This is a genomic window from Leucobacter sp. BZR 635 (genome assembly GCF_048061935.2).
Lineage (GTDB): Bacteria > Actinomycetota > Actinomycetes > Actinomycetales > Microbacteriaceae > Leucobacter.
Genome location: NZ_JBLUNZ020000018.1, coordinates 1 through 21,907 on the forward strand (window position 1 = coordinate 1; position 21,907 = coordinate 21,907).

The following is a 21,907-nucleotide window of genomic DNA, read 5'->3' on the forward strand; positions in this document are numbered from 1 at the left end:
CGTACCGGCCTCAACCAAGAGACCCTCCGAAGAGCAACTTTTCTATCTTAGCCACCCTCACGCCGAAGCGCAAATCCAGAACCGCAGCATTTCCTGCCGCCACCCTGGCCAGTCCCAGCCACTTCCGAAGAACGGCCACCTGAGGTGAGTCAGAATCCCATTTTCCCTACCCGCTTTACGAACCATAACGCGGTTCAAGCTGGGGGTGTTGTGTGAGAGATTCTCGCGGCCTGTCCGTTTCCGTCCGGGCCAACGAGTGATAACACTACGCGGATCCTCCGGGGAGCACAAATCCAGCCCTCCGCGGATCCCTGGATCCTTGTCGTGGTGGCGATGTTGCCCCTCTGCCGGGCGTGTCTCACCCCGGCTCCGTGACGGCGAGCTTGTCCCCCTCGCCGTACTGTTCCTTGAGTACCCGCAGGTTCGCCCACGCCTCTACCGCGGTGATGCTCGGCTCCGCCCGGAGCCGGTCGGTGACGGATATGAGCTCCTGCGCTGACTCTCGGGAGAAGGTGGCGACAAAGTTGTAGCTCCCGATTGTCGCAGCGAGGAACTCGGGCTCGAGTGATCGCAGCAGCCCGAGGGTCTCCGCCGTCGAGGCCCTCGTGCGGATCCCCATCCCGATAGAGGGTGTCTCACGCTGATGATCGCGAACGGGCATTGCCACGACCTTCACCGCCCCGGCACTATTGAGTCGTTCGAAGCGCAGACGTGCTCCGCCGGCTGAGAGCCCCGCTGTCTCGCCGAGTTCTCGAAAGCTCGCTCGCCCATCCCGCTGGAGGTGCGCGATGATCGCCCGGTCGGCCGCATCGACCTTGAAATCGGTGTGCCCCATCTGGAGGGGTGAGTAGCGATTCACCTCGATGCTCTCGTAGAGGTGGGTACGGAGGCTGCGCACGCCCGGTATCTCAGTGATCACTCCGATGACCTCGCTGAGGTGCGGGTCGGCTCCCACCCGCACCTCAACGTCGATCGGGAATGTTCCCGCGACGTCGGCAACGAACGTGGTCTCCGGGAGGTCGACGAGCGCTCTCCGCACCGGTTCAACCGCACCTTCCACCGCCACCTGCAGGTAGGCGAAGCGTTTGAGCCCGAGCAGGTCGGGACTGATCGAGACCGTGAGTCGGAGTTCATTCGAGTCGATGGCGTGTTGGACGACCTGCGTGACGTGCCTCCGCGAGAGGCCGAGCTGTGTGGCGAGCCGCGAGTAGCTTGCGCGGCCGTCTTCCTGGAGTGCGCGGAGTACTGCACGCCGCGCCCCCTGCGGCACCTCTGCAGCCATCACACCCCCTAAAACCTTCGCGCGCCCTGCACAGTTCGTCATCGTTATCCACTGATTATCCCCTAATTTATCCCCATGTTGACAACCTTGTGCACAACTTCTCAGAGGCGCTCGAATTCTTATGTCTTTTCGTTCGCTCGAATCTTTCCCGCAACGTAGGCTTCAAAGTTGTCCGCACACGCGGAATTCCAGGGAAGGATCTCGTCATGGCAGTGGTGGCATGCGCCCAGTTCAGTCCGATCGTCGGTGAGGTGCACGCGAACGTGCAGCGCTCGCTGGGTCTCATTGCGGATGCGGCGGCGCAGGGGGCAACCGTGATCGTGCTCCCCGAACTCGCGAGCTCGGGATACGTGTTCCGTGACACAGCCGAAGCCGCGGCGGCGAGCGAGCCAGCCGACGGCTTCGCAGTCAGCTCCTGGCAGGCCGCCGCAACCGAACTCGGCGTCGTCATCGTCGCTGGGTTCGCTGAGACCAACCCAGACGGGGCTCCCTTCAACAGTGCTGCCCTCCTCATGCCGGGTGGAGACCCAGTGGTGTACCGGAAGGCGCACCTGTGGGACCGTGAGCGACTCATCTTCACCCCCGGAGACGATCTCCCGCCCGTCGTTGATACTCCGGTCGGCCGGGTAGGCGTGATGATCTGCTACGACCTCGAGTTCCCCGAGTGGGTGAGGATCGCTGCGCTCCTGGGCGCAGAGCTCATCTGTGCCCCGGTGAATTGGCCGAGTGTTGACCGGCCAATCGGCGAACGACCTGGCGAGGTCGTTCGGGTCCAGGCCGCCGCCTCGGTGAATCGCGTCGCGATCGCTGCGTGCGATCGCTCCGGCCGGGAACGCGGGGTCGAGTGGTCGTCAGCCTCGGTCATTGTCGATGCCGACGGCTGGCCGCTCGCGCTCACCGACCACGCTGCCGACGCTCGACGGGTTCACGGGCCCGACGAGACCGCAGCGGATCGGGAAGACGCCGCCGTCACGATCCTCGCGGAGATCGATCTTGCGGCCAGCCAAACGAAACTCATCGCGGAGTACAGCGACGTGTTCGCTGACCGCCGCGAAGACCTCTACGGGCGCTTCGCCCATTAACCAACGCCCGCGGCACACCGCCGCGTGCACACGATGTCCCGCAACGGTAGCGGGTCAACTGAAGTAAGGATAATGATGTCTGCAGACACTTCGACGCCGCGCACCGGCGTGATCGAGACCCGCTCGATCGACGTCGTGCCGCTCGCCGAGCGACACGGGAAGGTGTGGCATCAGGGCCCCTTCTGGTTTACCGGCAACTTCGTGCTCACCACGATGGTGGTTGGGTTCACGGGCCCGAGTCTCGGGCTGAGCATTTGGTGGACGGTGCTGGCGGTAGCACTCGGCGCTGGCTTTGGCACGTTCTTTATGGCGTTCCACGCGAACCAGGGCCCGACGATGGGCCTCGCGCAGATGATCCAGTCCCGCGCGCAGTTCGGTAGCCGTGGCGCGGTCGTTCCCTTCATCGCCACGGTCTTCGTCTACATCGGGTTCCTCGTGTTCGACACGATTCTCGTGACTCAGGGAATCGGCGTGTACTCCGAGGCGACGTGGTTCTGGTACCCGGTCATCATCGCGCTCTCGATTGTTATTGCCGTCGTTGGCCACGACCTGCTGCACTTCATTCAGCGGTGGCTCACCTACGCGCTCGTCGCAGTCTTCCTCGTCATCACCGTGTTCGCGGTCATTCACTTCTCGGCGGCGCCCATCGATCCGGCAGCAGCCGCAGCCACCGCTGGGTGGAGCGCCTCCGCGTTCCTCATCCAGTTCTCCCTCTCCGCTGGCTACAACATCAGCTACTCCGTCTATGTCTCGGACTACACCCGCTACCTGCCGGTCAACGCCTCTGCGCCGAAGCTCATCTCGTCGGTCTACGCCGGGGCCGGGCTCTCAGCGATCTGGCTGATGTCGCTCGGCGCGGTCCTCGCGAGCTACATTCCCGGGGCCGACCCGATCGGTACGCTGCGCGAGGTCGGCGACATGATTATTCCCGGCTTCGGTACGGTTGCCGTGCTCGTTTCGGTGCTCGCGCTCGTCTCGATCATGGGCGTGAACGCCTACGGCGCGATGCTCACTGGGGCGAGCGCGATCGACGGCTTCACGCCGGTGAAGCCGACCGTGCGCATGCGCGTCATCGCACTCACCATCGTCGGCATCATTACCCTCGTCATCGCGCTCGCCATTCCAGAGAACTACGTCGACAGTTTCAACAGCTTCGTCGGGCTCATGCTCTACTTCCTCGTGCCCTGGTCGGCAGTGAACCTCGTTGACTTCTACCTCGTGCGTCGCGGCAGGTACGCCCTCACCGACATCGTCAACCCGCAGCACGGCGTCTACGGCAAGTGGGCGTGGCGGGGGCTCGCTTCGTACGCGCTCGGTTTCTTCGCGATGATCCCGTTCTTCTCGCTGTCGTTCTACACCGGGCCGATCGCCGAGGGGCTCGGCGGGGCTGACTTCGCGTTCGCGGTCGGGCTGCTCGTCTCGGGTGTCTCGTACTACCTGTTCAACCGGGGCCGCGACACGGCAGCCGAGGAAGCTGCGATCGCGCGCAGTGAACAGGTCTTCGGCGTCTGGCGCCGCTAACTCACATCAGGAGGGGCGGGGGTCCGCGCTGCCAATGCAGCGCGGACCCCCGCCTGGCTTTTACGCAGTGGCACCTACGGCGCGGCCGCTGCTGCGGAAGGGCGATGGGTATATTGGGGCAATGGTCACCCCCAATGCCGCAGCTCACGCGCGCAAGCTTGCGCGCTGACGGCGGGGCCGAATACGTCAACAAGCTCATCACCCTCACACTGACGGGGTCGGTCGCTCTCTGCGCGCTCATTGCTGCGCTACTCCCAACGCTCATGGGATGGCTGGGCTCGCAGTGGTCTGTGCCAGGCCAGCTCGGCTTGGCGACGGGGTTCGCGTTCTGGCTACTCCCCCAGATCATCTTCTTTGCGCTCTACACCGTACTCGGCGAGGTGCTCAACTCGCGGAGCCGCTTCGGCCCGTACGCGTGGACACCCGTGCTGAACAACGTGGTGTCGATCGGCGGGCTCATAGCGTTTCTGTGGCTCATGGGTGCCGACCCCAACGGCCAACGCACTGTCGCGAACTGGCCAGCGGGCGGCACCGCCCTACTCGCTGGCGCAGCAACCCTCGGTGTCGCACTGCAGGCAATCACCCTGTTCGCGTTTCTCCGCGGCGCGGGGGTCACGTTCAGACCCGACTTCAACTTCCGCGGCACCGGGCTCGGCGTGACCGCGAGACTCGGCGGCTGGACGTTTCTCGGAGTACTCGTGTCGCAGATCGTCGCGCTGCTCATCAACCAGGCGATGAACCGGGCCGCGGGGAACGAGGCCGGCATCGCTGCCTGGCAGCTCGCCTCGCTCGTCACCGTGCTCCCCCACTCGATCATCGTAATTTCGCTCGTGACCTCGCGGTTTACGCGCATGAGCGTGGCCGCTGAGCGGGGTGACACTCGCCCCTTCAAGCGTGACTTTGTCACGCTGTCACGGTTGACCGTCGTAGCAATCACGTTCTGCGCGGTCGCGATCGCCGTGTTGGCCGGCCCCATCACTCGCGTGCTCATGTCGGGGGCACGGGTTGAGTCGCTCTACCCGGTCATGATCGTGGTGGCCTGCCACGCCACTGGGGCCGTAGCCTTCAGCCTGCTGTTCGTGTTCAACCGCGCGTTTTTTGCCTACAGCAATACCAGATCGCCATTCCTGATCCAGCTGGTGATCGCCATCGGCTCCCTCGCGACAATTGCGACGAGCTTCATGCTCCCCTCCGGCACAGCCACGGCATTCATCACACTCGGCACCAACCTATTGTTCTGGGTTCAGCTCGTCATCACTTTCCTGGTCCTCCGGCGACGCCTCGGCGAGATCGGGGGCCGTTCGATCGCACACGCACTCGTGCAGTGCATGGCCGGCGGACTGCTTGCGCTGGGCGCTGGCATCGCCCTGCTGCAGGCGTTCGGCGGGATTACCTTGGGAAGCTTCGCGCTCAGCGGTGTACTTCCCGCCCTGGTGAGCGCAATCGCGATCGTCTCGCTCATGGGCATCGTGTACGCGGGGGCGCTGTTCGCGCTGAAAAACCAAGAGATGCGCGGCGCCTGGGCGTGTATGCGCCGCAGGCTTGGGAGATAGCCCGCGCCAGGCGGGAACCCCCGAGAGCTGGTCGCAGCGCCGACGGGCGGCTGCGACCAGCTCGGGGCGACCACTAGTGTGCTGCTGGCAGCAGCGGTGTCGTCTCCCTGCCCGTGACCGCGGCGCGCGCGGCCGCACCGGTACGAAGCCACGAGAGCACATTGCGCGCCGGATCGAGTGTGTAGTGCTCGAGCGATCCGTCGGAGAGAAACGCGACGTGCGGCGTGACCAGCACGCGCGGGTCGCGCCGCAGCGGGTGGTCGGCGGCCGGCGGTTCACCGTGCAGCACGTCAACGGCTGCCCCGCGAATCGCCCCTGAGTCGAGGGCGGCCGCAAGCGCGGCAGGGTCGACGAGTTCACCACGTGAAACATTCACGAGGCTCGACCCCGGTCGCATCGCGGCGAAGGTCTGTGCGCCTATCGCGCCGTGAGTGTCTGCCGTCAGCGGAAGATGCAGGGAGAGCACGTCAGCTGCCCCGATCAGGGTGTCGCGGTCGACCAGTTCAACCCCGTGCACCGGCGTGGTGACGAAGGGGTCGTGAGCGATCACGCGCGCGAAGCTCAGCGCCGCGACCTGGGCGAGGCGCTGCGCGATGCGGCCGAACCCGAACAGTCCGAGCGTGAGACCGCTCAGCCTGCGCGGGACCGCGGTGACGTCGTCGGTCCACCCGCCCGCAGCGGTCACCGCGAGGCTCCCGCGCAGGTCCCGTTCGAGCGCGAGCATGAGGGTCAGCGCGTGTGCAGCGACCTCCTCGGTTGCGGCATCCGTGAGGTTCACGACCCAGATGCCGCGTGCTTCCGCGGCGGTGCGGTCGATCATGTCGAAGCCGGCGCTCATCGTCGCGATGAAGCCGACGTTCGGAAGCCGGTCGAGGAGATCAGCGTCGATGCGTGCATAGCCAACGACCAGGGCGACGGCACGCTCTGCACCGGCGGGCAGCGCCCGCTCAGCCGCGGCTGTCGACGGCAGATCGGCGAGCAGCGTGTCGCAGCCGGCGCGCTCCAGGAGTGCCCGGCCGGGCGCCGGATCGAGATCGGTTTCGTCGGTGAAGAGGACGAGCGGGCGGGTCATGCTGCGGCTCCGTTCTCGTCGCCGCTGCCCAGGCGGTCGAGATGGGTGGGCGCAAACAGCTCGAGCACCGCCGGCAAGACGACGACCCGCGGCCCACCTGCCGCGAGAGCGCGGGCGACCGCAGCAGGCGCTTCGTCGAGCGTCGTGTGTTCTGCGGCGATGCCGAAGGCCTCCGCGAGCGCGACATAGTTCGGTCGGGTGAGTTCGGTCGCTGTTGCCGCGCCGAACGCACCCTCCATGTATTCACGAAGCACGCCGTAGCCGCCGTCATCGACGATGAGCCACACGACGGGAAGCTCATGCTGAGCCGCGACCGCGAGCTCGGCGATGCCGTAGAGCGCGCCGCCGTCGCCGGACACCGCGAGCACGGATCCACTCTCGCCCGCAATGCGGCGCCCGAACGCGGCGCCGAGTGCCGCCGGGTAGCCATACCCAAGCCCGCCGGCACCCTGCGCCGACGCGAACTCAGAGCCGCGACCGTCCCATGCCGACCATGCCCAGTAGGCGAGGATCGTCATGTCCCAATAGACCTGGGTGTCGTCGGGGAGTGCATCGCGCAGTCCGCGCACCAGCGCAAGTTCGGCGTCGCGCCCTTGGCCCTCGACGCGCGCGAGCACGGTTTCGAGGAGACTCGCGATGCGTGCCGTTGCGCTGGCGCGCCGCTCTGGGGAGCTCGCGCGACCGGCCCCCGCCACTGCGCAATCAAGGTCGCCGAGGGCGAGCTTCGCGTCGGCGTGGATCCCGATTCCCGGATGGTTGGATCCGAGCTTGCCCAGATCCGCCTCGATCTGGATGACCCGGCCCCGAGGCCGGAAGGTGTGGTAGTTGCTCGAGAGCTCGCCGACACCGCTCCCAACGATGACGAGCACATCGGCGCTCTCCAGGAACTCGGTCGTCGCGATGTCTTCGATCCATCCCTGACCTGAGAGCTCGTGCTCCCACGGCATCGCCGTCTTTCCGCTAAACGTCGTGATGACGGGCGCGTCGAGTCGCTCTGCGAGCGCGGCCAGCTCGGCCTGCGCGCCAGCACGGACCACACCGCCGCCCGCGAAGATCACCGGGCGCTCTGCGCGTGCGAGCACCTCGGCCGCGTGGCCGATTGCCTCGGCGATGGGCGAGAGCAGCGCCGGGGTCTGCGGGAGTGCCGCGCCAGACAGGTCAGGCACATCGTGCGCCGAAGCGAGCAGGATGTCCTGGGGAACCTCGACGAGCACGGGGCCCTGCGGTGCTGCCGCGGCGATCCGCCAGGCCTCGGCGAGCGCGGTGGGGATCTGCGACATCGTGCGAACCGTCACGACGTGCTTCACGACGCCGCGGAACGAGTCCGACTGCTGCGGCAGTTCGTGTAGGTAGCCGTGGCGGCCACCGCCGAGTCCGGCGACGGGGATCTGCGCGCTGATCGCGAGCACGGGGATCGACGATGCGGCCGCTTCCTGCAGCGCCGCGAGCGAGGTGAGCGCACCGGGCCCGGTCGACAGCAGCAGCGGGGCGACCGCGCCGGTGACTCGGGCAAGGCCGTCTGCCATAAAGCCGGCGTTGTTCTCGACGCGAGCGCTGAGGTACGCGAGGTCGGAGCGGCGGAGCGCATCAAACAGTCCGAGCGCGTGCTGGCCCGGCAGGCCGACGACGCCGCGTGCTCCGAGCGCGATGAGCGTTTCAAGCACGACGTCACCGCCGATGCGCTGGCCGGTGTCTGGGGTCTGCGTGGTCATGAGTTCCTCCTCAAGAACTGTGTGTGCAGGCACTCAGAGAGACGGTGACCGGTCCCGCGGGCGTGCCCTCCGCGGGACCGGGAGCGCGGGGTTGTCCCGCGGAGCATTAGCGCTGTTCGTCGGAATAGACGACGTCGTTGACCGCGGTGCGGTCGTCGAGGCTGAGCCGGTGCGTCCATTCCTCAACGACCTCGGTCGCGACGGGCTTCGTGCAGAGACTCACGACGATGTAGGTGACGAGGCTCGCAAGCAGGCTGAAGTAGATCGGCTCGTTTGCGAGGATGCCCCACACGAACATCGAGATGATGACGGTGATCGTGCCGACGAGCATGCTCGCGAGCGCTCCGGCCCGTGTCCCGCGACGCCAGAAGAGGCCGCCAACAATTGCGACGAGCAGGCCGCCGACGAGGATGTCGTAGGCGATGGTGAGCGCCGCGACGACGTCGGTGACGAGCGTCGAGATGAACATCGTCACGCCGGCGAGCACAAAAATAGTCACGCGGTAGGCAACGAGGCTGTCGCTGCCAACGTGGCCGTCCTCGAGTTGCGTCTGCTTGGGTCGGAGCCCGAAGAGCCGGCGCGCGGCGGGCATGAGATCGGTGGTGAAGACGGTCGCTGAGGCGATGAGCGCCCCGCTGGCGGTCGACATCATTGCGGAGAGGGCGGCGGCCAGCACGATGCCGCGAACGCCGGGCGGCAGCATCTCCTGCGCCATGAGCCCGAAGGCGTCGTCGCGGTTATCGAGTTCCGGGAACAGCACGCGTGCCGCCATGCCAATAAGCGCGCCGGCGAGTGCGTACAGCAGGCAGTAGACGCCGGAGGCGATGCCGCCCCACTTCGCCACTCGCGGGGTGCGCGCGGTGACGACACGCTGCCAGATGTCCTGCCCAATGAGCAGTCCGAGCGTGTAGACGATGACGTAGGTAACGATGGTCATGCCGCCGATCGACCACGGCGAGAAGAACGAGTCGCCAAGACGCTCGCGAATACCGGACCAGCCGCCAGCCTCGTCAGATGCCGTCATGAGTGCGATCGGGAGCAGCATGAAGAACATGCCAACGGTCTTAATGACGAACTGCACGACGTCGGTCATCGTGATCGACCACATGCCGCCCATGATCGAGTAGACGGCGACAATCGAACCGCCGATGACGACTCCCCAGACGTTCGAGATTCCGAACAGCACATGGAAGATTGTCGCGTAGGCGAGGGTCGACGTCACCGTGAGCATGAGCGTGTAGAGGAACATCACGATGCCCGAGATCAGGCCGTTCGATCCGCCGTAGCGCAGGTCAAGCATTTCAGTGACTGTCGTCACCTTGAGCTTCACGATCCGCTTCGCGAGGAACGCGCTGAGCACCAGAATGCCAAGACCGATGCAGGTGACGAGCCAGGCACCCGAAAGGCCGTACTGCCAGCCGAGACCGATCCCACCGACGGTCGACGCGCCGCCAAGGACGATTGCGCTCATTGCGCCGGAGTACATGAACCCGCCGAGCCGGCGGCCCGCGACGAGATAGTCGCTCTTCGACTTGGAGCGCTTCATGCCCCAATAGCCGACGCCCAGAATGCCAGCGAGATACGCGGCGATGATGATGTAGTCCAGGACCACAGTGTCCTCCTTGATCGGTGGTGTGGATCGACACCGATCCGTGGTGTCGACGCCGACTGCGTGCTTCTTCTAGGGACGGTACTCAGGTTTCACGCCGAACACGACGGCGATTTATCCTAGATCGAGTCGCCGATAGGATGAAACATCTTGACCCGAGGAGAAACCGTGCACCCCGCCCCCACGCTGCTTGACCGCGCCACGGTCCCCCTCGCAACGCTCCTTGACGAGCCGTCGCTCGAAGCGGAGCTCGTGTCCCCCTCCCCCGGCGCACTCAGCGCCGACCCGCGACTCGCGGCACGCATTAGGAGCACGCCAGTCGCGTCGTCGATCGTCATCGAGCTCGAAGACCCGGGGCTCTACATGCTGCCGGGCGATCTACTGCTGGTCACCGGGCTTGCCTTCTCGGGCAATGCTGAGCACGACCAGGCGTACGTTGACCGGCTACTCGCAGCAGGAGTGCCCGCGCTCGTATTTGGTCTTGAACCGGTGCACGCCGAGATTCCACCAACCCTCCTTGCCGCATGCCAGGCCGTCGACTTCCCGCTCATTGTGCTGCCACCGCCAATCTATTTCGCCGCCGTCACGAGCACCCTCAACCGGGCACTGGAGACCGAGCGCACGCGCGCCCTCGAGCACATGAACACGCTCGCGCGGCACCTCACTGAAGCCGTGCTGCAGCATCGGCCAGCGCAACGCCTCGTCGAGCGACTCGCGACCGACCGAGGAAGCTGGGCGGCACTGCGCATCGGCGACGAGCTGTATCTCGGCGGCCACACCCCAGCGGGCGCAAACTTCTTGGATCTCTTTGCGGACTTCGATGAACGGCTCCGCCGCCCCCGGGGGTCTCGCGCTGGCGCGTCCGCGGTGTTCACCGCGATCACCGTGGCCGGCGTCGACTACGAAGTCGCCGCGCATGAGGCTGCACCGCGCAACTCGCGGGGTCGGAACGCCGAGGGCACCGCGATTCTCGCGATTGGCAGGTCGCCACGCCTGTCAAGAATCGATCTCACCGCACTCCAGCTCGCCGCGAACCTCGTCGGTCTCCTCCTCCAACTTCCTGCCGCCCAGTCGATGGCGGTGGATCAGCTCATCATGCAGCTACTCATGGAGCGGCACGGTTCGCAGATCATCGGTGCCGAGCGTGAACGGTTCGCGCGGCTCGTCGGCAATTCCCTCGGGGGCGGAGCGAAAACCGCGCACGCGGTCATCGCGATTCGCAACCCCCGCCTCCCGGCTGACCACGACCCGGTGCCGGCGGGTGAGACCGTCGCCTCTGACACGAACTGGCTGCGGAATCTCCTCCACACCCCGTTTGTCGAGCATCGTTCAAAGCAGTTGCGCGCGTTTGTCGGGAGCCCGCCGAGTCCCGGGGAGTTCCAGCACGCTGAACAGCTGGGGTGGCTGCTCGCAGTGAGCAAACCGCGAGCATTTTTGGAGCTGCCGACCGCGATGCAGGAGGCCGAGGAGTTTGCGCGCGCAGCACTCCACATCGGCGGGCACGTCGACGGCAACGCTGAGCCGAACGCGACGAGTTGGCCGCTGGCGGCCGCGGCAGACCCAGCGGTCGCACGCGTCGCCGCAGCGCAGTGGCTTGCGCCGCTGCTCGCAGCGAATAAGGCAGAGCAGCGCACAGCACTCACGAGTTGGCTGCGGCAACACGGTTCGTGGGATCGCAGCGCCCGCGAGCTCGGCCTGCATCGCAATACCGTCAGGCGGCTCGTCGCCGAGTCCCAACAGCTCCTTGGCCGCGACCTTGAGGATCCGCTTGAGCGCGCAAGGATCCTGCTTGCGCTTACCGCAGTCGACGCAGAGCTGGCCCCGGGCGCATCACCCGGGGCCAGCTCTGATCGGTAACAGGTTGCGTTAGTCGCGTGCGGCCATCGCGCTGACGAGTTCGTAGACCACGTGGCTCGCGGCCACTGCGGTGATCTGCGCGTGGTCGTAGGCCGGGGCGACCTCGACGACGTCAGCGCCAACGATGTGCAGGTCAGCAAGACCGCGGATCAGGCGGAGCATCTCGCGGCTCGTCAATCCGCCGGCTTCGGGTGTGCCGGTGCCCGGCGCGTGCGAGGGATCGAGCACGTCGATGTCGATCGAGATGTAGAGCGGCTTGTCACCGACGCGAGTGCGGATCTTCTCGAGGGCCGCCGGGATCCCGTGCTCCTCGATAAACTCGCTCGTGACGATCTGGAAGCCGAGCATTGCGTCGTCCTCGAGATCCTGCTTGCCGTAGAGCGGGCCGCGGGTGCCGCCGTGCATCGACGCGGTCATGTCGATGAGGCCCTCTTCCGAGGCGCGGCGGAACGGGGTGCCGTGCGTCGTCGGTGCACCGAAGTAGGTGTCCCAGGTATCGAGGTGTGCGTCGAAGTGGAGCACGGCGACGGGGCCGTGCTTCTTGTTGATGGCGCGCAGCAGCGGCAGCGCGATCGTGTGGTCGCCTCCGATGGTGACGATCTTGTCAACCTTTTCGCCGAGCTCTGTTGCTGCTGCCTCAACCTGATCGACTGCCTCGTCGAGGTTAAAGGGGTTCGCAACGATGTCGCCTGCGTCGACAACCTGCTTCACGTAGAACGGCGATACGTCTTGCGCCGGGTTGTAGGGGCGGAGCAGGCGCGATGCCTCGCGCACGTGCGCGGGGCCGAAGCGCGCGCCGGGCCGGAAGCTCACGCCGCTGTCGAAGGGGACACCGACGACGGCGATGTCCGCCGCGGGGACGTCTTCAATGCGCGGCAGCTTCGCGAAGGTCGCGATGCCGGCGTAGCGGGGAGTGAGGCTCGCGTCGACGGGGCCCTGTGGAGTGTGTGCGGTCACGGGTAATTGCTCCTAACGTGTTGTCTAATAGTAAACTCTTGAGCACTATTAGTGAACTTCGTTCCAGCATAGACTGAGAGTCCAGCAGCGTCAACGCGTGGAACACCCAGCCCCGAGCCCGCCACGAAAGAGGAGCCACCGTGCGACCGATCCACCCCACCGCGGCCGAGACCCAGGTGCAGATCGGCGCGAAGCTCCGCAGCTCGCGGCAGGCGCAGGGCCTCACGCTCGAACAACTCGCAGTCGCGTCCGACCTCACCAAGGGCTTCATCAGCCGCATCGAGCGCGACGAGACCATGCCGAGCGTGCCAACGCTCGTACAGCTCTGCCAGGCGCTCTCGCTCCCCATCGGGTCGCTGTTTGAAGAACCAGACGTGCAGCTTGTCACCCTCGCCGACGCTCCCCGCATCAACATGGGTGGCATCGGCGCTGATGAGCGGCTCGTCACTCCGAGATCAGAAGAGCGCGTGCAGGTGCTTCGGTCGAGCGTCGAGCCCAACGGCTCGGGCGGCGACGAGCTCTACACCGTCAGTTGCGACGTCGAGTCGCTCCACTTGGTGTCGGGAACGGTCGATGTGCAGTTCTCCGACCGCACGGTCGCGCTCGCACCGGGCGACACCCTCACCTTCCCCGGCCGCACCCCGCACACGTGGCGGGCTGGCGCGGCGGGCGCCGAAATCGCGTGGATCCTCGTGCCGGCGGCCTGGAGCGGCTCGCGCTAACCTACTCGCCAGCTACTCGCCAGCTACTCGCCGAGGCTCTCCCAGTTTCGGCGAGCGAGATCCGCGGCCGCTTCTGCGTCTCCGGCGCGCATCGCGGCAACGATCCGTTCGTGGCGCTCGGGCGAGAGTCGCCCCGGCGTCGCCCCGAAGTGCAGATACTCGGCACGGTGCAGCATCGGCGCAACACCCTCGAGCTGTTCGGCAATGAGCGGGTTTCCCGCCACACGTACCGGCACCGCGTGGAACGCGTCGTCGGCCCGGATCGCCTCCCCCGCGTCACCGTCGGCAATCGCCACCCCGAGCCGCACATTCGCCTCGAGCATCTCGGCGTAGTCCGCGTCCGCCATCTTGCCCACCGCGACCCGCGTTGCGAGCGCGTGGAGCTCGCTCACGATCTGCTGCGCCCAACACACGCGCTGTGGGTCTTCCGGGGCGACTGCCGTCAGTCGGCCCGGAGTCGATACGACGAGTCCCGCGCGCGCCAGCCTGAGAAGCGCTTCGCGGATGGGAGTGCGCGAGACGCCAAGCCACGCGCTGAGCTCCACATCGCGCAGCTGCTCACCCGGGAGCAGCTCGCCACGAACAATGGCGTCACGGAGACTGATGTACACGTCGTCGCGCAGGAGCGTCCTCGCATGCAGCTCGCGCTCTGAAGGAACCGGCATCAGCCTCAACTCTCGTCGTCGTCATTCGAGGATATGCGCTTGACGCACCCCTTCTCGCGCAATATATTGCATATTACATCGGTTGGGTCCACAGCCAGGCCTCACCTGCAGTTTCGCAGTCAAAGGAGACATCGTGAACGCATCGCACGCACTCGTACCCGGGATTGCTGGCCACCAGCGCTACCCGCTCACCTTCGGCCCGAGCCCCATCCACAAGCTGCAGCGCCTCACCGACAATCTCGGCGGCGCGCAGATCTGGGCAAAACGCGACGACTGCATCTCGGGGCTCGCATTCGGCGGAAACAAGACGCGCAAGCTCGAGTACATCGTCCCCGACATCCTCGCCTCCGGCGCCGACACCATTGTGTCGATCGGCGGCGTCCAGTCGAACCACACCCGCCAGGTCGCCGCAACCGCCGCCCACCTCGGGCTGAAAGCCCGTCTGGTGCAGGAACGCTGGGTCGATTGGGACGACCCTGTCAACGACAAGGTCGGCAATATCGAGCTCTCGCGCATCATGGGCGCCGACGTCAGGCTCGATCCGCGCGGCTTTGACATCGGCATCCGCGATAGCTGGGAAGAAGCCATCGCAGACGTGGAGGCCAACGGCGGGACGCCATACGCGATCCCCGCCGGCGGATCCGTTCACCCGCTCGGCGGCCTCGGATACGCACACTGGGCACAGGAGGTCGCCGAGCAGGAGCAGCAGCTTGGCGTCTTCTTCGACACGATCATCGTCTGTGCCGTCACCGGGTCAACCCAGGCCGGAATGATTGCCGGCTTTGCGGCACTCGAGGACGCGGGCGGGAGGCCGCGCAAGGTCATCGGCATCGACGCATCGGCGACCCTCGACAAGACCATCGCACAGGTCACCCGCATCGCCACCAACACCGCAGACCTCATCGGCCTCGGACGCGCGCTCCGCGACGACGAGATCACGATCCTCCCCGGGTGGGAGGGCCCGGCGTACGGCATTCCCGACGCTTCGACGATCAACGCCATCACCTCGCTGGGATCTCTCGAGGGAGTGATCGTCGACCCGGTCTACGAAGGGAAATCGATGGCCGGCCTCATGGATCTCGTACGCGACGGACGCATCTCGGCCGATTCGAACGTGCTCTACGCACACCTCGGCGGCCAGCTCGCCCTCAACGCTTACTCGTCGGAGTTCAGCGGCTAGCTTTCGGCTCCGCTCGCTGGCGACTCCGGCGCAAACACGATCACACTGCGAGTACGCTCTCCTCGTCGCATGGCGTCAAAAGCTTCATTCACCTCGTCGAGCGCGATCCTGGCACTGATGAGCTCGTCAAGCGGCAGCTCTCCGGCAAGGTAAGCAGCCGCCACTCGAGGAAAGTCCCGAGCAGGAACTAGCCCGCCATAGTTCGAACCGATAATGGTTTTGCCTTCGTAAGCCAGCAGGAGGGCGTCGAGGGTGAGCGGGTGCCCCTCCGGCGGCAAACCGACAAACACCGCCCGCCCGCCTGGGCGAAGGAGCGTCGGAAGCTGCTCCATTGTCGGGATCCTCCCGATCGCCTCGAAGGCCACATCCGCACCGCCAGCCGTCAGCGCGGCGACCTCTGCCGGAAGCTCAGGCCCGCCGATCAGCCCGTGGGTCGCACCAAGACGCTTCGCCTCAGCAAGTTTCTCCTCCGAGACATCGACCGCAATAATCGGCGTGGCACCTGCGAGCCGCAGCGCGGAGATGATGGATAGCCCAACGCCACCTGCGCCAACGACCACCGCTGATTCGCCAGCGAGCACCTCCGCGTTGTTCACCACCGCGCCGTAGCCCGTTCCAACGGAACAGCCAATGAGGCTCGCAACGTCAAACGGCACTCGTTCATCGATCTTGATCGCCGCAAAATCAGGTACCACGATGTGCTCACTCATCGCTCCAACCGCGAGGTAAGGCCACGCCTCGGCACCGTCAAGCGACTGCCACCGTGTGGTGCCATCCGGCAACCTCGACTCGTTCGACTTCACCCGCATGCATGCCCACGGCTTCCCCCCGGCGCATTCCCCGCAACGCTGGCATGCCTGGTGCCAAGCGACCACCACATGATCACCGACGGCCAGCTCACGCACGCCGGCCCCGACAGCTTCGACAACGCCCGCTGCTTCGTGCCCCATCACGGCGGGCATCGGCACGTTCCATTCGCCGTCAATGACATGGCGATCCGATCCACACACACCGGCAGCGCGCACCGCGATCCGCACCTCGCCGTGTGCTGGAGCATCGAGGCGAAGCTCTTCGACAGCGAGCCGATCTCCATCGCCGCGGTACACTGCGGCACGTACTGTAATCGAGTTGGCCATGGTTAGTTCCTTCCGGCGGCCGCAAACGTGTCAGGTCCCCCATACGCGCCGCGGCCGCGGCGCACATACAGCAGGTAGTTCAGCGCGAGATAGCTCACCATTGCGATCAGCACGGCAGGAACCGTCGCCGTCGCGACCCGGAACAACGGCTGCGTTTCTAGCGTGATCGGGTTGTATACCCAGAGGTAGAAGGTTGAAGCGAGCGCAACAGCGAGCATCGCCGCGATGTTCACCCCACCCGTGAACCGCAGCGGATCGCTCGGGCCACTTCTGTACAGGGCGCGCAGCGGCACCACTTGGCGGCGCATCACGAAGTAGTCGGCAACGATCACGCCGCAAATGGACGCGATGAACGCACCGCTGATGACGACGAACGTCATGAACTGCTCGTACATGAAGCCCGGAAAGAAGCTCAGCACAGCGGGCAGCGCAAGAAAGCCAGCAGCGAGCACAGGCCAGCGCAATCTCGAGAGCGCTTTCCCGCTGGACTGCTTCACAGCAAGCACGGTCGAGTAGGCGATTGACGCCATGCTCGTGACGTTGGCAAACCCAACAAACAGCAGTGTGAGCACGCCAAGAACAGGCCCGCCGAGCGGAACCATCCACGACGTCGGATCCGCCTGTCCGAACAACAGGCCTGCCGCCATGCCGACGAGCTGCGCAACGACAGTACCAATAAAGATTCCGCCATACGCGGGCCAGACTGCCGCGCGCGGTCCGCGCGTCAGGCGCGCGAGGGTGCCCATGACGGGCCACCACGACAGGCCAGCCCCGAGGTTAAACTCGACGGCCATCATGAAGTTCAGTTGCTCGTCGGCGAATGGCGCGAGCGGTTGCGCCGCCAGAAGCTCTCCCCAGCTGTAGTGCGTCATCAACAGAATCATCATCAGAGCGACCACCACGAGCAGCCCCGGCGCTACAAAGCGATTCAACTTGCTGATTGTCACCGGTCCTCGCGACAGGATGATCCAGCCGACGAAGATAGCGAGCAGCGCGAACACCGTCACAATCGGCCCAAACTGCGCGAACTCAGTTCCAAAGGCTTGATTCGAGATCTCAGTGAAGGCCCGTCCGAACATCACCCCGAGCAGCGAGGTCCAGCCCATCTCAGTGAGCAGCACCACGACAAACACCACGATGCCCACGCCGACGATACCGAAGACCGACTTCAACACTCGGTACTGTTCGATTCCGAGCCGCTGACTGAAAAGCACGCTTCCCAGAGTCATGATCGCGAGCCCGATGCTGTTGCCAATGAGCATGGCCGCAATGCCGTCGGTAAAGCCCACGAGCAGCACCGTCGACCCTCCCGTGAGAAACGCCCAAGTCGCGATGGCAAGGCTCAGCGTCACCCAGCTGAAGTCTCCGCCGCTCCAGGTGCGCTCATGTTTGAGCAGGGGAAGGGAACCGTACGTAGCTTCTTTCGAGACCGCTGCTTCGACCCCAGTGGGCTCGCCTCGCGCCGGCCGCGCGCTCACAGCGCCACTCCCAGGATCGCTACGGCAACGATGCCCACGACCACGACAAGAAACAGTGTCAAACTTTTCCCGCTCATTGCCGCGTGCACCGGATCTGCGGCTTCCTCAGTCTCGAGGATGGTGAGCCGACGTTCGAGCTCCACTTCCAGCTCCGTGAATTCAGACATGTGGGTCCGACCTCCTTGTTAGTCCCCGCGATACCGCTTCGTAAACCACAGAAAGACTAAGACGCGGAGCGTACGTTCTCAACCGAATTTGCATGCTGACGCACCCTCATATGCGGAAATTGCCCGAATCCGTTCATTTGAGTCACAACATCACCCCATAGGGTGTGCTTTGGTGCGCAAACGCTCGCGTACGCTCGACCAGATTTCCGGAGGCAACGTGGAACAGGGCGCAATTTCCGAAGGGCTTCGTGCTCGGGTGCTTGACGAGCTCCGAGCAAACGGAAGAGCGAGCTTCGCCCACATTGCCGCAAAACACGGCACCACGCGGCGCTTCGTGAGTAGCGTCGTCCAAAGTGCACTCGAGAACGAAGAGCTTCGCATCACGGTGTCCATCAGCCCTGACCTGCTGGGGCTCGAGCGGTTCGCGTACGTGCAGATCGCGCTCGACGGCCCGATAGCCGAGGCTCGGGATGCGTTGATTGCGATGCCAGAAACCACGTTTATCGCGGAAATCACGGGCAGCTACGCGCTCGATGCAGAGCTGCGTGCCGGCGCGGATCCTCACCTTCGGGACACGGTCGACTACATCCGCCAGCTTCCCCACGTCCGCGAACTGCGGATTCACCACTACGACAGCATCGAGATCAACCTCTACTCCCCGATCCGCACCGGGCGCACGAGCTTCGTGGTCGATAACTCGGATCGCGCCATAATCCGGCACCTGCAGCGGGACGGCAGGGCAACCTTTCGCGAGCTCGGCGAAGCCGCAGCAATTTCCGCAAGCGGTGCACGGCTGCGGCTGGCACGGCTCACCAATCACGGCGCCGTAAAGGTCGTCGGAATCCCGACACGTGGCAGCCATGCCGCAACGCTCACCGTTGGTGCGGGCATTCAGGTCCGAGGCCCGCTTGCGGCCGCGATCGAACGCGTCCGCGAACTCGGGCCCGAGTTTCTTGCTGTGTCTTCGGGCGGGTACGACCTCATCGCGACCCTTTCCGGTGGATCGCATGACGAGATCCTCAGGCTCACCGACCGGCTCCGTTCACATCCCGAAGTATCCCGCGTGGACACCTGGGCCAACCTCCGCATGCTCAAGGAGCAGTACGGAGAGGGAGATCTCCTCAGCTGACCCGTCGAGCCAGGCTGGGGGATCGTCCGAACGCCCGAGCGAGGGAGAGCTGTCTCAGCTCGCGGGCAGCGCCTCGGCGAGCACCCGCAGGGTGTTGCCACCCATGATCGCCCGAATGTCGTCGTCGCTGTGCCCGCGGTTCATCAGCTCCTGCGTGATGATCGCGAGCTCGCTCGTGTCCCACGCCACCTCCGTCGAACCGTCGTAATCGCTGCCGAGTGCCGCAGTTTCAATGCCACCGACCTTCACGACGTGATCGATCGCATCGACGACCGCCTCCGGGGTGAGCTCGCAGACCGCCGCGTCCCAGTAGCCGACGCCAACAACACCACCGGTCTTCGCGATCCCGCGAATCTCGTCGTCCGTGAGGTTTCGGTTCACGTCACACGTTGCCTGGACGCCGCCGTGGCTCGCCACGACCGGCTTCGTCGATTGCTCAAGCACTTCGGCAATCGCGGGGTGACTCGCGTGCGCAACGTCGACGACGATCCCCATCTCCTGCATCCTCGTGACTGCCGCGCGGCCCATGTCAGTGAGCCCGCCCTTGCCGACTCCGTGCATCGAGTCCGCGAGCTCGTTATCGAAGAAGTGCGTGAGCCCCGCCATGCGCATGCCCTTGTCGAAGAGCACATCGAGGTTTTTCGGGTCACCCTCGAGATTCTGCAACCCTTCGACCGAGAAGAGCGCGCCGATGACCGGGTCTCCCCCGGCGCGATCCGCGAGGAGTTGTTTCAGCTCCTGCTGGTTCGTAATGACGCGCAGCGCACCTTCCGAGGCTGCGGCGTCACGTTGCAACTTGTCTGCGTGATATTTCGATCGCTCAAGCAGCGAGAACCAGGTCTTCGGCGGCTGCAACTGCGCGACGGACAGCAGCGTGATGTTGTCGGTGTCACCCGTGTTCGAGTCGTAGTTTTGCCCCTTCGGCGACTTCGACACGGACGAGAAGACCTGCAGCGCGACGTTCCCGTCCTGCAACCTTGGCACGTCGACGTGCCCACGATCTGCGCGGGTATTTAGCGAGCGATCCCACATGAGCGTGTCCGAGTGCAGATCCGCCACCGCGAGCTCCGCGTGCAGCGTGCGCGCCGCTCCCGAGACCTCGGGAATCGGATCCCCGGTCACCTCATTCATGCTCTTCTCGGCGATGCCTGGGGCGAGCGCGAAAAACGCCGTCCCCGCGAGGGCGAGCACGAGTACTCCGCCAATGATTGTTCGCTTCACCCAACGGCGCTGTTTAGGGGTCTCCATAGCGAGAGACGCTAGCAGTGCCAAGGGTCACCCCAGGTTCCGCATAGAGGATTCATCTAAATCTCTGGGCGCGCCTCTGGTTGAGCTGTGAGCATCTTCCCAAGCACGAGATGGGCCGGCCCGCGACGCAAAACGGGGGTGGGTGCCACTTCGGCACCCACCCCCGTTTTCGCGATCGCAACTACGCTCGTACGGCCGCCAGCGTCTTCTTGCCGCGGCGCAGCACCGCGAACTTGCCGTGCAGCAGATCCGCTGCAGCGAGCTCGGCGTCCTCCGCCTCGACCTTGACGTTGTTCACGTAGACCCCGCCCTGCGCGATCGCGCGGCGACCCTCGCCGAGACCCTTCACGAGTCCGGTGTCCGTGAGCAGCTGCGCGATGCTCGTGCCAGCAGCCCCCTCGGCCTGCGGCAGCTCGGAAACCGCGCCAGCAAGCGACAACTCGTCGAGCGCAGTGAGCTCGCCCTGGCCAAACAGCGCAGCAGACGCGTCGATCGCGCCCTGCGTGGCCTGCGTGCCGTGCACGAGCGAGGTGACCTCGAGCGCGAGGCGCTTCTGCGCCGCACGCTTGAACGGCTCCTCCGCGACCTGCGTCTCGTACTCCGCGATCTCAGCGCGCGTCAGGAACGTGAACACCTTCAGGCGGTCGATCACGTCGGCATCAGCCTGGTTGAGCCAGAACTGGTAGAACGCGTATGGCGAGCACATCTCCGGGTTGAGCCAGATTGCGTTGCCCTCGCTCTTCCCGAACTTCGTGCCGTCGGCATTCGTGATGAGCGGGGTGCCGATCGCGTGCACGCTCGCGCCCTCGGCCTTGCGGATGAGATCGGTGCCGCTCGTGAGGTTGCCCCACTGATCCGACCCACCGGACTGCAGCTTGCAGTCGTACTGGCGGTAGAGCTCGAGGTAATCAAGGCTCTGGAGGATCTGGTAGCTGAATTCGGTGTAGCTAATGCCCTCGTCTGAGTCGAGGCGCTTGGCAACAATGTCTTTCTTGATCATCGTGCCGACGCGGAAGTACTTGCCGATGTCGCGGAGGAAGTCGATCGCGCTCAGTGGCGCTGTCCAGTCAAGGTTGTTCACCAGGCGCGCGGCGTTATCGCCCTCGAAGCTGAGGTAGCGCGACACCTGCTCGCCCAGCGAGTCGACCCACTGCGAGACGGTCTCGCGAGAGTTCAGCGTGCGCTCCGAGGTCGGGCGCGGATCGCCGATGAGGCCGGTTGACCCGCCGACGAGGCCGAGGGGCATGTGGCCCTTGAGCTGCAGCCGGCGCATGAGCAGCAGCTGGACGAGGTGCCCCAGGTGCAGGCTCGCCGCGGTCGGGTCAAAGCCGCAATAGTAGGTGAACGGTTCGCCCTCAAGCAGTTCAGACAGCGCCGTAGCGTCCGTCGATACGTGGATCAGCCCGCGCCACTCCAGCTCGTCCCACAGGGTGGGAAAGCTGTCATCGATGCGCTGGTTGGCCATGAGCTCGGTGCGTTCGTTCAATTCAGACACGCCTCGCAGTTTACCGTCTTTGCTGAGGGGCCCGTGAACCTC

At 65.3% G+C, this 21,907-nt stretch carries 18 protein-coding genes; 7 read left to right on the plus strand and 11 right to left on the minus strand.

Annotated features, from left to right (window positions below; all coding sequences use genetic code 11):
* Window positions 1-358: 358 nt before the first annotated feature.
* Window positions 359-1,282: an Lrp/AsnC family transcriptional regulator gene (locus ACI1US_RS02800; RefSeq protein ID WP_461637998.1), complete on the minus strand. Its 924-nt coding sequence runs from the start codon at window positions 1,280-1,282 to the stop codon at window positions 359-361.
* A 206-nt stretch (window positions 1,283-1,488) separates the two neighbouring features.
* Here ACI1US_RS02800 and ACI1US_RS02805 point away from each other — a divergent pair, with 206 nt between their 5' ends.
* The 3 genes from ACI1US_RS02805 (at window position 1,489) to murJ (ending at window position 5,438) form a co-directional block, all read left to right on the plus strand.
* A complete protein-coding gene (locus ACI1US_RS02805) occupies window positions 1,489-2,364 on the plus strand; it encodes a nitrilase-related carbon-nitrogen hydrolase (RefSeq protein WP_461638000.1) in 876 nt (291 codons plus the stop codon).
* Window positions 2,365-2,439: 75 nt separating this feature from the next.
* On the plus strand, window positions 2,440-3,885 hold the full coding sequence (locus ACI1US_RS02810; RefSeq protein WP_461638002.1) for a purine-cytosine permease family protein: 1,446 nt from the start codon (window positions 2,440-2,442) through the stop codon (window positions 3,883-3,885).
* Between the two features lie 134 nt (window positions 3,886-4,019).
* On the plus strand, window positions 4,020-5,438 hold the full coding sequence (murJ, locus tag ACI1US_RS02815; RefSeq protein WP_461638004.1) for a murein biosynthesis integral membrane protein MurJ: 1,419 nt from the start codon (window positions 4,020-4,022) through the stop codon (window positions 5,436-5,438).
* Between the two features lie 73 nt (window positions 5,439-5,511).
* Here the strand turns inward: murJ and ACI1US_RS02820 are convergent, their stop codons facing one another.
* From ACI1US_RS02820 to ACI1US_RS02830, 3 genes are all read right to left on the minus strand, one after another.
* A complete protein-coding gene (locus ACI1US_RS02820) occupies window positions 5,512-6,510 on the minus strand; it encodes a C-terminal binding protein (RefSeq protein ID WP_461638006.1) in 999 nt (332 codons plus the stop codon).
* Window positions 6,507-8,222: a thiamine pyrophosphate-binding protein gene (locus ACI1US_RS02825; RefSeq protein WP_416550129.1), complete on the minus strand. Its 1,716-nt coding sequence runs from the start codon at window positions 8,220-8,222 to the stop codon at window positions 6,507-6,509. Before ACI1US_RS02825 ends, ACI1US_RS02820 begins: the two co-directional genes overlap by 4 nt.
* 106 nt (window positions 8,223-8,328) lie before the next feature.
* Entirely contained in the window at window positions 8,329-9,834 is a 1,506-nt protein-coding gene (locus ACI1US_RS02830; RefSeq protein ID WP_416550128.1) for a sodium:solute symporter family protein, read from the minus strand.
* Window positions 9,835-9,981: 147 nt separating this feature from the next.
* Here ACI1US_RS02830 and ACI1US_RS02835 point away from each other — a divergent pair, with 147 nt between their 5' ends.
* Window positions 9,982-11,688, plus strand: coding sequence for a PucR family transcriptional regulator (locus ACI1US_RS02835; protein ID WP_461638009.1), 1,707 nt, complete (start codon window positions 9,982-9,984; stop codon window positions 11,686-11,688).
* A gap of 9 nt (window positions 11,689-11,697) precedes the next feature.
* Here ACI1US_RS02835 and speB read toward each other — a convergent pair whose 3' ends face one another.
* The gene (speB, locus tag ACI1US_RS02840; RefSeq protein WP_059063472.1) at window positions 11,698-12,645 is read right to left on the minus strand and encodes an agmatinase; all 948 of its coding nucleotides are present in this window, start codon (window positions 12,643-12,645) and stop codon (window positions 11,698-11,700) included.
* Between the two features lie 140 nt (window positions 12,646-12,785).
* Between speB and ACI1US_RS02845 the strand changes: the two genes are divergently transcribed.
* On the plus strand, window positions 12,786-13,367 hold the full coding sequence (locus ACI1US_RS02845; protein ID WP_416550126.1) for a helix-turn-helix domain-containing protein: 582 nt from the start codon (window positions 12,786-12,788) through the stop codon (window positions 13,365-13,367).
* A gap of 23 nt (window positions 13,368-13,390) precedes the next feature.
* Here ACI1US_RS02845 and ACI1US_RS02850 read toward each other — a convergent pair whose 3' ends face one another.
* The gene (locus ACI1US_RS02850) at window positions 13,391-14,032 is read right to left on the minus strand and encodes a GntR family transcriptional regulator (RefSeq protein WP_461638012.1); all 642 of its coding nucleotides are present in this window, start codon (window positions 14,030-14,032) and stop codon (window positions 13,391-13,393) included.
* 133 nt (window positions 14,033-14,165) lie between these two features.
* Between ACI1US_RS02850 and ACI1US_RS02855 the strand changes: the two genes are divergently transcribed.
* Window positions 14,166-15,212 (plus strand): 1-aminocyclopropane-1-carboxylate deaminase, encoded by a 1,047-nt coding sequence (locus tag ACI1US_RS02855; protein WP_461638014.1) that lies wholly within the window; start codon window positions 14,166-14,168, stop codon window positions 15,210-15,212.
* Here ACI1US_RS02855 and ACI1US_RS02860 read toward each other — a convergent pair.
* Genes ACI1US_RS02860 through ACI1US_RS02870 form a run of 3 tightly spaced genes read right to left on the minus strand, consistent with a single transcriptional unit; the run spans window position 15,209 to window position 17,993 of the window.
* A complete protein-coding gene (locus ACI1US_RS02860) occupies window positions 15,209-16,348 on the minus strand; it encodes a zinc-binding dehydrogenase (protein ID WP_461638016.1) in 1,140 nt (379 codons plus the stop codon). The genes ACI1US_RS02855 and ACI1US_RS02860 overlap by 4 nt on opposite strands.
* 2 nt (window positions 16,349-16,350) lie before the next feature.
* Window positions 16,351-17,826, minus strand: coding sequence for a purine-cytosine permease family protein (locus ACI1US_RS02865; RefSeq protein ID WP_461638018.1), 1,476 nt, complete (start codon window positions 17,824-17,826; stop codon window positions 16,351-16,353).
* Entirely contained in the window at window positions 17,823-17,993 is a 171-nt protein-coding gene (locus ACI1US_RS02870) for a hypothetical protein (protein ID WP_461638020.1), read from the minus strand. The genes ACI1US_RS02865 and ACI1US_RS02870 overlap by 4 nt, the downstream gene beginning before the upstream one ends.
* A gap of 172 nt (window positions 17,994-18,165) precedes the next feature.
* Here ACI1US_RS02870 and ACI1US_RS02875 point away from each other — a divergent pair, with 172 nt between their 5' ends.
* Complete coding sequence (locus ACI1US_RS02875; RefSeq protein WP_461638061.1) at window positions 18,166-19,122, plus strand: Lrp/AsnC family transcriptional regulator; 957 nt, start codon at window positions 18,166-18,168, stop codon at window positions 19,120-19,122.
* Window positions 19,123-19,176: 54 nt separating this feature from the next.
* Here ACI1US_RS02875 and ACI1US_RS02880 read toward each other — a convergent pair whose 3' ends face one another.
* Together ACI1US_RS02880 and tyrS are read right to left on the minus strand one after the other, a co-directional pair.
* On the minus strand, window positions 19,177-20,343 hold the full coding sequence (locus ACI1US_RS02880) for a dipeptidase (RefSeq protein WP_461638022.1): 1,167 nt from the start codon (window positions 20,341-20,343) through the stop codon (window positions 19,177-19,179).
* Window positions 20,344-20,551: 208 nt separating this feature from the next.
* Window positions 20,552-21,835 carry a tyrosine--tRNA ligase gene (tyrS, locus tag ACI1US_RS02885; protein WP_416550125.1) on the minus strand — a complete coding sequence of 428 codons (1,284 nt, stop codon included), beginning with the start codon at window positions 21,833-21,835 and terminating at the stop codon, window positions 20,552-20,554.
* Window positions 21,836-21,907: the final 72 nt, after the last annotated feature.

Coding starts and splice junctions, on each gene's coding strand:
- ACI1US_RS02800 (WP_461637998.1), bottom strand. CDS start 1,282: ATGGCTGCAGAGGTGCCGCAGGGGGCGCGGCGTGCAGTACTCCGCGCA.
- ACI1US_RS02805 (WP_461638000.1), top strand. CDS start 1,489: ATGGCAGTGGTGGCATGCGCCCAGTTCAGTCCGATCGTCGGTGAGGTG.
- ACI1US_RS02810 (WP_461638002.1), top strand. CDS start 2,440: ATGTCTGCAGACACTTCGACGCCGCGCACCGGCGTGATCGAGACCCGC.
- murJ (WP_461638004.1), top strand. CDS start 4,020: ATGCCGCAGCTCACGCGCGCAAGCTTGCGCGCTGACGGCGGGGCCGAA.
- ACI1US_RS02820 (WP_461638006.1), bottom strand. CDS start 6,510: ATGACCCGCCCGCTCGTCCTCTTCACCGACGAAACCGATCTCGATCCG.
- ACI1US_RS02825 (WP_416550129.1), bottom strand. CDS start 8,222: ATGACCACGCAGACCCCAGACACCGGCCAGCGCATCGGCGGTGACGTC.
- ACI1US_RS02850 (WP_461638012.1), bottom strand. CDS start 14,032: ATGCCGGTTCCTTCAGAGCGCGAGCTGCATGCGAGGACGCTCCTGCGC.
- ACI1US_RS02860 (WP_461638016.1), bottom strand. CDS start 16,348: ATGGCCAACTCGATTACAGTACGTGCCGCAGTGTACCGCGGCGATGGA.
- ACI1US_RS02870 (WP_461638020.1), bottom strand. CDS start 17,993: ATGTCTGAATTCACGGAGCTGGAAGTGGAGCTCGAACGTCGGCTCACC.
- tyrS (WP_416550125.1), bottom strand. CDS start 21,835: ATGGCCAACCAGCGCATCGATGACAGCTTTCCCACCCTGTGGGACGAG.